General features: G+C 73.6%; 10 protein-coding genes. 2 read left to right on the top strand and 8 right to left on the bottom strand.

Annotation, left to right across the window (positions count from 1 at the left end; translation table 11 throughout):
- Positions 1–22 precede the first annotated feature (22 nt).
- The 7 genes from ElP_RS09980 to ElP_RS10010 form a co-directional block, all read right to left on the bottom strand.
- Positions 23–1291: a hybrid sensor histidine kinase/response regulator gene (locus tag ElP_RS09980; protein ID WP_145268864.1), complete on the bottom strand. Its 1269-nt coding sequence runs from the start codon at positions 1289–1291 to the stop codon at positions 23–25.
- A 5-nt stretch (positions 1292–1296) separates the two neighbouring features.
- Entirely contained in the window at positions 1297–2163 is an 867-nt protein-coding gene (locus ElP_RS09985) for a response regulator (RefSeq protein ID WP_231749612.1), read from the bottom strand.
- Between the two features lie 460 nt (positions 2164–2623).
- The gene (locus tag ElP_RS09990) at positions 2624–5938 is read right to left on the bottom strand and encodes a hypothetical protein (RefSeq protein WP_145268866.1); all 3315 of its coding nucleotides are present in this window, start codon (positions 5936–5938) and stop codon (positions 2624–2626) included.
- Positions 5939–6055: 117 nt separating this feature from the next.
- The gene (locus ElP_RS09995; protein WP_145268868.1) at positions 6056–6940 is read right to left on the bottom strand and encodes a M28 family peptidase; all 885 of its coding nucleotides are present in this window, start codon (positions 6938–6940) and stop codon (positions 6056–6058) included.
- Between the two features lie 28 nt (positions 6941–6968).
- Positions 6969–7547: a Maf family protein gene (locus tag ElP_RS10000; protein WP_145268870.1), complete on the bottom strand. Its 579-nt coding sequence runs from the start codon at positions 7545–7547 to the stop codon at positions 6969–6971.
- 18 nt (positions 7548–7565) lie between these two features.
- A complete protein-coding gene (locus tag ElP_RS10005; RefSeq protein ID WP_145268872.1) occupies positions 7566–8639 on the bottom strand; it encodes a type IV pilus twitching motility protein PilT in 1074 nt (357 codons plus the stop codon).
- A gap of 96 nt (positions 8640–8735) precedes the next feature.
- Positions 8736–10025 carry a Gfo/Idh/MocA family protein gene (locus tag ElP_RS10010; RefSeq protein WP_197446858.1) on the bottom strand — a complete coding sequence of 430 codons (1290 nt, stop codon included), beginning with the start codon at positions 10023–10025 and terminating at the stop codon, positions 8736–8738.
- A gap of 205 nt (positions 10026–10230) precedes the next feature.
- Between ElP_RS10010 and ElP_RS10015 the strand changes: the two genes are divergently transcribed.
- Together ElP_RS10015 and ElP_RS10020 are read left to right on the top strand one after the other, a co-directional pair.
- The gene (locus ElP_RS10015; RefSeq protein ID WP_145268876.1) at positions 10231–11364 is read left to right on the top strand and encodes an XdhC family protein; all 1134 of its coding nucleotides are present in this window, start codon (positions 10231–10233) and stop codon (positions 11362–11364) included.
- Entirely contained in the window at positions 11361–11972 is a 612-nt protein-coding gene (locus ElP_RS10020; RefSeq protein WP_145268878.1) for a nucleotidyltransferase family protein, read from the top strand. Before ElP_RS10015 ends, ElP_RS10020 begins: the two co-directional genes overlap by 4 nt.
- A 6-nt stretch (positions 11973–11978) precedes the next feature.
- Here ElP_RS10020 and ElP_RS10025 read toward each other — a convergent pair whose 3' ends face one another.
- Positions 11979–12995: an acyl-CoA desaturase gene (locus ElP_RS10025; RefSeq protein ID WP_197446859.1), complete on the bottom strand. Its 1017-nt coding sequence runs from the start codon at positions 12993–12995 to the stop codon at positions 11979–11981.
- Between the last annotated feature and the right edge of the window lie 21 nt (positions 12996–13016).

A 13016-nucleotide genomic window follows, 5' to 3' on the forward strand; every position in this document is an offset into this window, starting at 1 on the left:
CGGAGGCGGTCGGCGGCCCCGGTCAGTCCGACGTGGGGGGCGGATCCGCCGGGGACGGCCCCGAGTCGACCGGGGGCCGGGGCAGGGGGGAGCGCGGCAGCCGGATGCGGAAGGTGGAGCCCCGGCCGGGCTCGCTGGCGCAGGAGACGGTGCCGCCGTGCATCCGGACGAAGGTGCGGACCAGGCTCAGGCCCAGGCCGATGCCGCGCTTGCCGAACTGGAAGTCGCCGGAGGAGTGGTGCATGGTGTCGAAGCCGGTGAAGAACGGCTCGAAGATCAGGTCGCACTCGCCGGGCTCGATGCCGACCCCCTGGTCGGACACCTCGAACGCAACGAATTCGCCGCCGTCGGGGCGGGCGTCGAACCGGATGGTGCCGCCGTCGGGGGTGAACTTGATGGCGTTGTTCAGCAGGTTCGCCAGCGCGTCGGCCACCTTCTCGCGGTCGATTTCCGCCGAGCCGAGGCCGGGGTCGACCGACAGCTCGACCCCCTGGCGGCGGGCGTCGAGGTAGGGCCGGGCGTCGTCGACGACGGTCCGGAGCAGGGGCCCCAGCTCGACCGGCCGGGCCTCCAGGGTGGGCGCGAGGCGGTCGGCGTGCAGCAGCTTGACCATCCGCTCGACCGTCGAGGCGAGCCGGCGGCCGGCGGCGATGATGCGGTCGATCCAGGCGTTGGAGGGGTCGTCCGGCTGGCCGCCGTGGGTGAGCTTCCAGAGCTCGGCCATGCCCAGGACGATCGTCACCGGGGTATTCAGCTCGTGGCTGGCCACCTCGATGAAGTTGGACTTCAGCCGGTTGGCCTCCTCCAGGCGGGCGTTGGCGGTCCTCAGCTCCTCGATCAGCCCCTGCTTCTCGACGATCAGGTCGTGGTGCTCGACCGCCTGGCGGATCACGGTGCCCAGCTCGTCGGGGTCCCAGGGCTTGGCGACGTACCGGAAGACGTGCCCCTCGTTGATGGCGTCGATCACCGCCTTGAGGTCGGCGTACCCGGTGATCAGCAGCCGGGTCGCCTCGGGGCGGATGGCCCGGGCCCGGCTGAGGAACTCCACGCCGGTCATCTCGGGCATCCGCTGGTCGGACATCACGACGCTGACCTCCTGCTCCTCCTGGAGGATCTCCAGCGCCTCGGCCCCCCGGGTGGCGGTGAGCACCCGGTAGTCCAGGCGGAAGAGGTCGAAGAGCGAGCGGAGAACCTCCGCCTCGTCGTCGACGACGAGCAGGCCCGGCCGGCGGCGGCCGGGTGCCGGGGAGGGGCGGCGTTGCGGGGGTGGGTGGGCGGAGGCCTCGGGCACGGCTCTCAGGCCTCCTGGCCGTGGCGGTCGGGGACCGAGTCGGCGGGGAATCGCTTGGTCAGGGTCACCTCGTTGCCCGCGTCATTGTGCGACAGCTCGTCGACCATCCCCCGGGTGATCAGCAGGCCGAATCCCCCCTCCCTCAGGCCCAGCTCCCGGCGGATCTCCATGTGCCGCAGCGGGTCGTCCCGGGTGGCGGCGTGGGCGAGCATCGAGCGGTCGAAGCCGGATCCCTGGTCCCGGATGATGATCTCCACCCGGTCCTCGAAGACCCGGTAGGTCACCTCCACGGGCAGCTCGACCCGCATCCGGTTCCCCCACTCCACGGCGTTCTGGCCGATCTCCAGCACCGCCTGCTGAAGGTGCTGGACCTGCTCGATCGTCAGCGGGGTCGACCGGTACAGGCCGACCAGGAAGTCATTGACCTCGCGGAGGTACTTCGGGGAGCTGTCCATCTCGATCCGGATCTCGCCGCTGAGCCGCTCGACCCCCAGCGAGTCCCGCCAGGAGCGGGCCAGGTCGATCGCCTGGTACAGGTCGCTCGGGCCGTAGGGCTTGGTCAGGTAGGCGTTGGCGCCGACCCGGAAGCCCAGCTTCCGGTACTCGTCGCCGTGCAGCGCGGTGACCATGACCACGGGCAAATCGATCGCCCCGGGCAGGCTCCGCAGGCGTCGGCAGACCTCGAAGCCGTCGATGTCCGGCAGCATCAGGTCCAGCAGGACGAGGTCGGGGCGGCGCTCCGAGGCCAGTTCCACGCCCGACAGGCCGTCGAAGGCCGTCCGGGGCTCGATCCGCTGCAGGCGGAGGAAGGACGCGGCCATCTCGGCCTGATCCGGGTCGTCCTCGACGATCAGGGCCGTCTCCATCGCCATCGCCGACAAGACTCCGCGGGAATGCCGGTGCGGTCGGTGCTCGGTCCACGGGGGAGATGACGGGGGGATCCGAGGCCGGCCGCGCCGATCAGGTCTGGTCTGGCCGGGGCCCGAGCGGCCGAGGCCGGGGCTGCCCGCCCCCGGGCCGGGTCACGATCGGCTCATCGGCGGGCGGCGGGCCGGCGGCCGATGGCGGCGAGGGGCCCGGGTCGGGGGGACGTCGGTCGGCCGCCGGTCGGCCGAGGGGTCGGGGGGGGAGCGGGCATCGTTGCGGTCCTCGACAATCCTACGCCCGGCCGGACTCGGGGTCCAGCCGGACGGGGGCGCGGGCGGACGACCCGGGACGGGTCGGCCCCGGGGGCCGGCCCAGCCTCGCAAGCTATCGGCGCCCGGCCCCGGGATCAAGGGGGCAGGATCGCCGGCCGGCCCCCTCCCCGGCCCGCCGACCGCCGACCGCCGATCAGCGCCGGGTCGGCGCCGCCTCCCCGCCCCGGGCCTCGGCGGCGGGGGGGGCGAGCAGCTCGACCCGCAGGTCGTCGAACTCGACCTCGCCGGAGGTCGCCGCCAGGCCGAGCGTCACCGTCAGCTCGGTCGACTCCGGGGCCCGGCGGTAGAGCACCACCCGCCGCCACTCCGGCTCGCCGTAGTACTGGTGGAACTGCATCAGCTCGCCGCCGATCGAGTCCCGGACGATCACGCCGCCGCCGCTGCCCTCGGCCTGGAAGGTCACGGGCTTCATCAGCACCGAGATCCGGATGAAGTTCCCCCGGGAGACGGGGACCGGCGGCGACCGGATCGCCACCGTCGGCCGGTCGAAGGCCGGGGGGAGCTGGTCCACGTCCTGCCCCTCGGCCGGGCGGACCCGGAGCCGGAGCAGCCGCTCGCTGCCCCGGGCGTCCGGCTCGTCCTCCGGCTCGACGTCGATCAGGGGCTCCAGCCCCGGCACCCGGTGGCCGACGCTGGTCCAGCCCTGCTGCACGTACGCCTCGGGGTCCAGCTCCTCGAACTCGCCCCCCGGCACCAGGTTCTCCCCGAAGGAGTACGACCGCACGGCGCTGGTCCAGAACCATTCGAGCTGCGGCAGCGTGTTGTAGCACATCAGGGGGGGGGCGGAGATCGGCGAGATCAGCGGCTCCACCCCCGGGTCGTGGTCGAACCGGGTGGCCTCGATCAGGTCCTCCTTGGCCCGCTCGAAGTGCTGCCGCATGAGGATCTGCAACGGGCGGCAGACGCGACGGGCGTTGGCGAAGGCCTCGCCGGCCTCGCCCCGGGCCAGGCCGGCCCGGGCGGTCTCGAGCTGCTCCTCGGCGATCCGAAGCAGCGTGGCGCTGCCCTCCACGTCGAAGCCGTCGAGCACCAGTTGGCCGTGCGTCTCCTTGACGGCCCGGATGGTCAGGTCGGCCTGCTCGACCGCCAGCTCGGCGGCCCGGGGGGCCCAGGAGGCGATGCTTTGCTCCAGGCGCCGGACCATCTCCGTGTCCGGGGTCAGCAACACCCAGCTCGTCGCCCCGAAGTCGGTCAGCTTGATCTCGACCCCGCCGGGGGCCCGCTTGCGGTCCAGGTGGCGGACGCCGCCGAGGCTGATCTCCCAGGCCGAGACGTTGGTGTGCCCCGGCACCGTGACCCGGACCTCCTCCTCCGCGAGCTGGCCGGGCACCCACTGGGCCCCCCAGTTCAGGTTGCTGATCAGCAGCAGCGTGCCCCGCTTGTCGGGCGTGGGGAAGCCGACGGCCTGGACGTGCCAGATCGGGTCCTCCTCCTCCTCCCGCTTGTCGTCGTAGCGGTTGTAATTCCGCTCGAGGGGGCGGCCGGTCTCCTCGTCGGGGGGCGGGTAGGTCTTGTACCGGAGGATCGGGCCCAGGCCCCGGGCCAGGATCTCCTGGAACAGGTCGATCTCGGCGTTGAGCAGTTGCAGCTCGATCAGCCGGGTCCGGCCGGAGGCCCGGGTCAGCTCGGCGTCCCCGGAGTAGCCGATCCCCCGGAAGCCGGCCGAGAGGGCCGAGGCCGTGGCCAGCCGGATCTGCTCCGGCAATACCTGGGGACGGCCCCAGGACGGCGGCGGGTCGTCCCCGTAGATCGCCCGCCGCACCTCCGGGGGCGCCGAGGCGGGGATCCGGGTCCAGTAGAGCGCCTCGGGGTTGGCCAGGCCGGTCAGGTCCCGCCGCACCGACAGGTAGCGGAAGTAGGTGATCGGGTCCGTGGCCGACCCCCACGGGTTGCCGTGCACCCCGAGCAATTCCAGGCGGCCCGGCCGGCTGGCGTAGAGGGCCAGGTCCCCCTCCACGTCCCCGGTGGCCAGCGGCGAGACGTCCTCCAGGTCGGCGATGGCCTCGGCCGCCCCCCGGACCCTCCGGAGCGTCTCCCGGCGGGCCTCGGGGTCGTCCCGGCCCCCGAGTTCCTCGCCGAGGTGCCAGAAGGCGACCGACTCCCGGCGGGGGTACGAGGCGACGGCCGCCCGGATCCGGTCCGAGTCGGCCGCCCCCAGCAGCGGGTCGCCGAGCATCGGCATCAGCAGCATCCCCGAGTCGGCCGCCCGGCCGACCTCCTCGGCCGACGCGCCCGGGCGGACGGCGTAGACGTCGAACCCGAAGCGCCGAAGCTCCTGGGGGTCGGCCCCGGGGGCGTCGATGATCGTCGGCAGCCAGGGGAAGTAGGCGCGCTGCGGCTCGTCGAGCAGCTCCAGGCGGTTCCGGGCGTACCGGACCCGGGCCTGGGCGAAGATCCGGCCGTCCTCGCCGTCGCCGGCCCGGCCGGGGCCCGGGCCGACGGCCTCGGCCCCCCCCGGGTCAATCCCCTCCCCCCCCCCGTCTGCCAGGTCGACCCCGGTGCCGAGCAGCTCCGAGGGGACCGGCTCGACCCGGAGCGAATCGACCAGGACCTCGGTCTCGCCGGCCCCGCCGTAGAGGTTCAGCACGAGCCGGTCGAGGTACGCCCCCTCCAGCCGCACCGCCCGGTTCGACTTGATCCGCAGCAGCCGGGCCTGGCGCTCGACCGCCTCCGGCAGGCCGGCCAGCTCCAGCCGACGCCATCGGCCGTGCTCCTCGTAGATCGACCCCGTCACGTTGATGAAGAACGGCTGGCCGGTCTCCGGGTCGAGGTCGTTCGGCAACACCACCCGCCCGAGCAACTGCATCCCCGGCCGGTCGGACCGGACGTAGACCGACGACGACAGGTCGGCCGCCAGCGGCACCCGGGGCAGCGGATAGCTGAAGTAGACCCCGCTGCCCAGCCCGGCCTCGAAACCGAAGCGTTCGCTCCGCTTCCCCTCGAAGGCGCCGTTCTCGGTCCGCTCCTGGGCCCGGATCTGGACCGGCGCGTCGCTCGTCTCGTACCTCCAGGACGCCCGGTCCCCCTCGAAGCCGTCGAGCAGGACCCCCTGCTCGATCCGATCGGGGGCCGGGGCGATGGCCTCCGGCCCCTCCGGCGTTCGGACCTCCTCGGCCGTGGGCGTCACCGAGATCGAGGCCGACGGCACGGGGAGATCCGGCAGGCCGACGCTCGGCGGCTCGGGGACCTCGAACGACTGGGCGAACGCCGAGGCGGGGAGCAAGAGGAGCGCGGTCCCCACGCAGAGCCGCAGGGACGCGGAGCGGACCGGAGAGACGGCGAAGATCAACGACGACCGCCAGGGCAGCACGCGACCAACCGCCCGGTCCCGCCCGCCCTCTCCTCCGCTCCTCGTCTCTGCGCCGTCGCGCCCCTGCGTGAGATCCCCGTCTCCGGCGAATCGACCCCGGAGGGACTCCCGCGCAACACCCCAGCGGAAACCGCTCATGGCTCCGGGCCTCCCTGCCTGGTTGCCGATCGGGCCCTCGCCCCCCGAGCCGGGGGCGAGGGCGGTCCGGTCGGGAGGGTAGTCTCGGCCCCGGTTCCCGTGAACCCCAGTTTCGGCTCATCGGCCCGGCCCCTCGCCCGCGACCCGGCCGAGCCAGCCCATGACGACCCGCCCCACCTCCTCGATCGCCCGGGGGTCGCAGGCCTCGGGGGTGTCGCCCACCGTGTGCCACTCGGGGAACTCGATGTCGACCAGGGCGACGCTGGGGACGCCGATCGCCAGCAGCGGCAGGTGGTCGTCCTCGACGTAATGGCCGCAATCCTCCGAGAACCGCGAGGCCCCCCGATCTCGGGCGACCTCCCAGAGTTCCTCGGTCAGCCAGGCCGCGTACTCCAGGCCGAAGCCCTCGCGATTGAGTTGCATCGACCGGCCCGCCACCATGTCCAGCACCACGGCCGCCTCGTAAGAAGGGCCCCCGGAGTCGAAGGCCCGGCGGTGACGCCGGGCGAATTCCCGGGAGCCGAGGCAGTAATCCCCCACCTCGTCGAAGACCAGCTCCTCGGCGTCGAAGACGGCGAGGTCGACGCCGAGCGCCCCCGGCAGGTCGCTCACATGCCGGGCCAGCTCCATCAGGGCAGCGACGCCGGATCCGCCGTCGTTGGCGCCGAGGAAGGGGAGCAGGCGACGGGCGGGGTCGCGTTCCCGGTCGGCGACCGGCCGGGTGTCGCCGTGGGCGGCGACGAGCAGGCGATCGGACGCCCCCGGCCGCCACGAGGCGACCACGTTGGCCATCGGCACGGGCTCGCCGGTCAGGGGATGCTCGCCGCGGAACCCCTGGATCGAGACGGCGCCGCCGCTCGACCGGAAGTGCTCGGCGACGACTCGCCGCTGCTGTCCGGCGGCGGGGGAGCCGGACGGTCGGGGGCCGAGGGCGCAGAGCCGGACGATGTCTCGGATCGCGCGGTCGCCATCGAAGCGGTCGGCCCAGCCGGGGAGGGACATGGGGGGATGCCTCGGCGCGGGGCGGGGTTCAGGGCGCGATCGCGGGGTGATCGCGGAGCAGTCGCCCGAGGCGCTCCATCGGCAGGCCGACGACGTTGGACCAGCTCCCGGAGACGACCGTGACGAACGGGTCGTCGTCCTGCACGCCGTAGGCCCCGGCCTTGCCCTCCCATCGGCCGGAGTCGAGGTGCTCGTCGCGCTCGGGGTCGGTCATCCGCCGGACGAGCACCACGCTGGACTCGACGGCCCCGACCCATTCGAGGCGGCCGGCGTGGTACAGGCAGATCCCGGTGAGGATCTCGACCTCCCGCCCTTCCTGGGCCCGGAGCATCCGCCCGGCGTCGGCCCGGTCGACCGGCTTGTTCAGCAGGAGGCCGTCGAGGGCGCAGGTGGTGTCGGCGGCGAGGATGAGGCCGGAGCCCCTCCTCCGGGCGACGGCGTGGGCCTTCCGCCACGCCAGCTCGGCGACGAAGGCCGGGGCGTCGACGGGCCCGTCGGGCTCGGGCTCGTCGACGCCGGAGGGGTCGACCTCGATGACGTAGCCCTCCTCCTCCAGCAACTGGCGGCGGCGGGGCGAGGCGCTGGCGAGGATCAGGGGAGGGGGCATGGGCTCGGGCCTCGGTGGTCAGGCGGCGGGGCGGCGACCGGCCTGCAACTCGGCGCCGAGGGCCTCGGGGTCGGTGGCCAGGCGGAGGGCCTCGGTCCCGCTGACCTGCCCGGCGCGGTACATGGCCAGCAGCTGGCGGTCGAACTCCTGCATGCCGCCCTGCTGGCCGGCCATCAGCCGGGCGATGTCGTCGAGCCGGTTGGCCAGGTACAGCTCCCGGGTCTGGTGCAGGCCCCGGAAGACCTCGACGACCGGCCGGCGGCCCCCCTCCTTGGTGGTGGCCAGCCGGAGGGCGACGATCGCCTCCAGGGCGGCGGCCAGCCGGGCCTTGATCGCCGACTTGCGTTCGGGGGCGACCGGGTCGAGCAACTGCTCCAGGGCCCGGATCGTGGATGAGGTCCGCATCGAGGCGACGACGTGCCGGCCGGACTCGACGGCCCGGAGCACGGCGGCCAGCGCGACCTCAGTCCGGTCCAGTTCGCCGAGGACGATGAGGTCGGGGTCCAGCTCCAACGCCCGGTCCACGGCCCGGGTCGCGCCGTCGGCGCCGAGGCCGGGGTCGACCCGGGTGAAGAGGGCCTTGTCCGGCTCGTGGACGAACTCGGCGGGAGACTCGACGGTGACCACGGCGGCCGGGCGGGACCGATTGACCGCGTCGACCATCGCCGCCTGGGTGGTCGTCCGGCCGCTGCCCGAGGCGCCGACGATCAGGGTCAGGCCGCGTCGGGCGATCGCCAGCTCCCGGAGGACCGGGGGCAGGCCGAGGGACTCGATCGAGCCCGGCCGGGTCGGGATGACCCGGAGGCAGACGCCGGGCCTCTCCTCATTCCGGTACAACGCAGCCCGGAATCGGGCGAGGCCCTCGACGGCGAAGGCGAACCGGGAGCCGCCGTCGATCGCCGCGTCCAGCTCCCCCAGCGAGGCCGGGGCGACCGAGCGGAGGAAGGCGAGGAGCTGGTCGTCCGGGACCTTGGCCCCCTCCACCCCCCGGAGCTGGCCGCCGATCCGGAGCATCGGCGGGGAGCCGCCCTGGAGGTGGACGTCGGAGGCCCCCTGGTTGGCCGCGAACTTCAAGAGATCCTGGATGTTCATCGGACGCTGGCCCTCAGCTCGGGCCCGGCCCCCCCCGGACCCGTTTCCCCCGTCGACGAGTCGGGGGGCGGGGCCCGGCGGATCGAGGCCCGGCGATCAGACCCGGTCGGGGATGACGAACGGCACGCGGTACTCGCGACGGGTGAGGGCCTGGGCCTCGGTGTCGCCGACGACCTCCTCGGTCTCGGGGTCGATGGTGACGCAGCCCCGGCCGGTCCGGAAGGCGATGTTGGCCAGGTGGGGCAGGGCGGCGGAGCGGTGCCCCTGCTCGATGTCGGCGTTGGGAAGGCGGGCGGAGGCGATGGCGTCGAGGAAGTCCTCGAAGTGGTGGCGGTCGGCGAAGGGCTCGGACTCGACCGGGACCGGCTCGTTCCCCTCGAACAGCCGCCAGCCGGAGCGGCCGATCTCGACCCGGCCCTCGGTGCCGAAGAAGATCACGCCGTTCTCATAGCCGGCCTCGACGTAGGGGGACCAGTCGCGCTGCTCGAAGACGAGGACGGCGGGGGAGTCGGCGAAGGTGAAGGAGGCGAAGACCGAGTCGGGCGTCTCCCAGGTGGTGTTGACCATCCGGCTCGCCGTGCAGGCCACCGACGTCGGCATGCCCACCCCCAGGCCCCATCGGGCGATGTCCAGGTCGTGGACGCCGTCGTTGCCCGCGTCCCCGGTGCCGTAGTCCCACATCCAGTGCCAGGCGTAGTGGAAGCGGTTGGGGTTGAAGGGGCGTTCCGGGGCGGGGCCGAGCCAGAGGTCGTAATCTACCCCCTCGGGGGCCGGGCCGTCGGCCTGGGGGGAGAGGTCGGGGCGTTTCTGGCTGTTCCAGGCCCGGGCCTGCAAGACGGTGCCGATCCGGCCGGAGGGGAGGACCTCCTCGATGACGCGGCGGTAGTGCGGGGTGCTCCGGCTCTGGGTGCCGACCTGCACGACCCGGTCGTACTTCCGGGCGGCCTCGACCATCTTCCGGCCTTCCCAGAGGGTGTGGGAGGCCGGCTTCTCGACGTAGACGTGCTTGCCCGCCTGGCAGGCGAAGACGGTGGCCGGGGCGTGCCAGTGGTCGGGCGTGGCCACGACCAGGGCGTCGACGTCGGGGTTGTCGAGGACGCGGCGGAAGTCGGTGACGGCCTCGGGCTCGTGGTCCTGGATCCGGCCGATGGCCTCGACCGCATTGCCGAAGAGATTCGAGTCCACGTCGACGACGTGGGTGACCAGCGCCCCCGGCAGCCCGGCGAACCCCTGGGCCAGGCCGCCCCCCCGCCCCCGGATGCCCATGACGGCGACGTTCACCCGGTCGGCCGGAGCGGCCTTGCCCGATCGGGGGGCGAGGACGGTCCAACCGGCGGCGGCGGCGGCCGATCGGCCCAGGAACGCGCGACGGTTCGGCGAGGTCATGGCTCCGGCTCCGGTGCGAGGGTGGGGGGATCTCGGGAGGGTCGGCCGGCGGCCCTCGGGGCGATCGCCCGACGGACCCGCATCGTAACCCCTCGGCCCGCCCACCTCCAGCGGGCGACCGCCTTGCCGATCGGCGAGCGGGTCGACTAGCCTAAGGTCATCGGACCGACCCTCGCCCTCCCCGGCCCCGACCGACCCACTCCCCATGCGAGACGTCCTCTCCCACCTGGCCGACCTGCTCGACTCCGGCCGGGAGGCCCTGCTTTGCCAGGTCGTCGAGACGAAGGGCTCGACCCCCCAGAAGGCCGGCGCCCTGATGCTGGTGGACCCGGGCGGCTGCCAGGTCGGCACGCTCGGCGGCGGCTGCGTCGAGAACGAGGTGAAGCAGAAGGCCGTCCGACGGCTCGGCCAGGCCGGGGCGGAGCGGCACACCTTCGTCCTCGACCACGACTACGCCTGGGCCGACGGCCTGATCTGCGGCGGCAAGATGGTCATCCTCGCCGAGGCCTTCCGGGGCCCCGAGGCCGCCTCATACTTCCGGGCCTACCGCGACCGGATCGACGCCGGGCTCGGCCTGGTCGAGGCCGTGGCCGTCGACCCCGAGCGCTGCGGGGCCGACGCGATCGGCGCCCGTTGGCTCTTCGGCGACGAGGCCGACCTGGTCGCCTCGCTGCCCGGGGGGGCGCCCCCGGAGGCCGTCCGGTCGCTGGTCGAGCCGATCGACCGGCGGCCGAGGCTGGCGTCGAGGGGGGGGGTGGCGACCCTGCCGGTCCTGCCGAGGATCGCCCTGGTGATCGTCGGCGCCGGGCACGTCGGCCAGGCGGTCGCCCGGCTGGCCATCGAGGCCGACTTCGACGTGACCGTGGTCGACGACCGGGCCCAGTACGCCAACCCCGATCGCTTCCCGGGCGCGAAGCGGATCGTCGTCGGGCCGATCGAGGAGGTCCTCCCGGCGCTCCCCATCACCCCGCACACCTTCGCCCTGGTCGTCACCCGGGGGCACGGGCACGACCAGGAGGCCCTGTATCACCTCGCCCCGACCCCGGCCTCGTACGTGGGGCTGATCGGCAGCCGGAGGAAGATCCGCCTGATCTTCGAGGGCCTCCGGGGGCTGGGGGTCGCCGAGGGGCACCTGGCCCGGGTGACGGCGCCGATCGGCGTGCCGATCGGGTCGCAGACGGTGCCGGAGATCGCCGTCAGCGTGGTGGCCCAGCTCATCGCCCGGCGGAACCTCGGGCCCGAGGCCGTGCCGACCAACGACTTCGGCCGGGCGGGCGGGCGGCCCCCGGAGCCCGAACCCGAACTCGAAACCGAATCCGCCGAGGCCCTGGGCTCATGATCGCCGCCGTCGTCCCCGCCGCGGGGAAGAGCACGAGGATGGGCCGGCCCAAGCTGACCCTGCCGGTCGCCGGCGGGGGGACGGTGATCGAGCGGGTGGTCTCGGCGCTTCGGCTCGGCGGCGTCGACTCGATCGTGGTGGTCGGCCCCCCCCCGGAGGAGCCCGGGGCGGCCGAGCTGTTCGAGCGGGCCACCTTCGCCGCCGCCAGCGCGATCCCGGTCCCCCGGCCCACCGCCGACATGAGGGCGACGGTCGAGGTCGGCCTCGAGTTCCTCGACCGGGCCCGGATCAACCCGGTCGCCGTGCTCATCGCCCCGGGCGACTGCGTCGGCCTGACCCCCCAGGTCGTCTCGATGGTGATCGACCGCGTGAAGTCCGATCCCCGGTCGATCGTCATTCCCGTCTACGGCGGCCGCCGGGGGCACCCGATCGCGCTGCCGAGGGACGTGGCCGGGGCGATCCGGGGCCTGCCCGAGGGCGTCGGCATCAACGCGATCCGGGAGCACTTCGCCGACCGGGTGGTGCTGATCGAGGTCCCCGACCCGGGCGTGGCCGAGGATCTCGACACCCCGGGGGACTACTCGCGGTGGTCGCCCGAGCCCGAATAGGCGTCCTCAGGACTCATCGCCGTCCTGCATCGCGTCCGGCGAGGGCGTCGAGGAGGGGAGGGCCGAATCCCGTCCCGACCGCCGGGGGCGGTGGGGGCCCCGGTGGATCACCCGGGCCTCGGCCACCTTCGGCGCGACGACGTCCCAGACCAGGCCGAGGCGACGGAGCAGCACCAGGGCCTGGTAGGTCAGGTCCAGCTCCCACCAGCGGTGGCCGTGGGAGGCGGCCCGGGGGGCGGCGTGGTGGTTGTTGTGCCACCCCTCGCCGTTGGTCAGCAGCGCGACGAACCAGTTATTGGTGCTGTGCTCCCCGGTGTCGTAGTTGCGATAGCCCCAGAGGTGCGACAGCGAGTTGACCGCCCAGGTGATGTGCCAGACGTAGACCGTCCGCACCAGCACCCCCCAGACCAGCAGGCTGCCGCCGAACCAGGCCGCCTCGGGCCACGACCATCCCATCGCCAGGCCGACCAGCACCCCGCCCGGGAAGAAGAGCGAGGCGTGGGCCACCCAGACCCAGAACCACATCAGGTTGCGGTGCAGGCCGGAATAGAAGGGGTCGGCGAAGACGTCCCTGGCGTACTTGTCGTGGAAGAACAGGCCGCTGGTCGCCGGGCTCTTGACCACCAGCCAGCCGACGTGCCCCCAGAGGAAGCCGACGAGCGGGCTGTGCGGGTCCGGCTCCTCGTCGGAGTGCTGGTGGTGCTTGCGGTGGACCGCCACCCAGTGCCCCGGCCCGCTCTCCAGCGAGCAGACGCCCAGGATCACGAACGTCCGCTCCAGCCAGGTCGGGCACTTGAAGCTGCGGTGCGTCAGCAGCCGGTGGTAGCCGACGTTCACCCCCATCGACCCGAACACGAAGTTGCCGACCGGCACCAGCAGCAGCCCCGTCCAGCTGAAGAGCTGGGGCACGAAGGCCAGCGGCAGCAGCAGGTGGAAGGCGAGGAAGACGCCGAGGTACGGCCAGTAGAGCCGGCCCCGGAGGGCCCGGATCCGTTCGAGCGTCGGGCGTCGGGTGGTGGTCATGCGGGCTCCGGGTGGTCGTCC

The organism is Tautonia plasticadhaerens, from assembly GCF_007752535.1.
Taxonomy (GTDB): Bacteria; Planctomycetota; Planctomycetia; order Isosphaerales; family Isosphaeraceae; genus Tautonia; species Tautonia plasticadhaerens.

Coding starts and splice junctions, on each gene's coding strand:
- ElP_RS09985 (WP_231749612.1), bottom strand. CDS start 2,163: ATGGCGATGGAGACGGCCCTGATCGTCGAGGACGACCCGGATCAGGCC.
- ElP_RS09990 (WP_145268866.1), bottom strand. CDS start 5,938: ATGAGCGGTTTCCGCTGGGGTGTTGCGCGGGAGTCCCTCCGGGGTCGA.
- ElP_RS09995 (WP_145268868.1), bottom strand. CDS start 6,940: ATGTCCCTCCCCGGCTGGGCCGACCGCTTCGATGGCGACCGCGCGATC.
- ElP_RS10000 (WP_145268870.1), bottom strand. CDS start 7,547: ATGCCCCCTCCCCTGATCCTCGCCAGCGCCTCGCCCCGCCGCCGCCAG.
- ElP_RS10005 (WP_145268872.1), bottom strand. CDS start 8,639: ATGAACATCCAGGATCTCTTGAAGTTCGCGGCCAACCAGGGGGCCTCC.
- ElP_RS10010 (WP_197446858.1), bottom strand. CDS start 10,025: ATGACCTCGCCGAACCGTCGCGCGTTCCTGGGCCGATCGGCCGCCGCC.
- ElP_RS10015 (WP_145268876.1), top strand. CDS start 10,231: ATGCGAGACGTCCTCTCCCACCTGGCCGACCTGCTCGACTCCGGCCGG.
- ElP_RS10020 (WP_145268878.1), top strand. CDS start 11,361: ATGATCGCCGCCGTCGTCCCCGCCGCGGGGAAGAGCACGAGGATGGGC.
- ElP_RS10025 (WP_197446859.1), bottom strand. CDS start 12,995: ATGACCACCACCCGACGCCCGACGCTCGAACGGATCCGGGCCCTCCGG.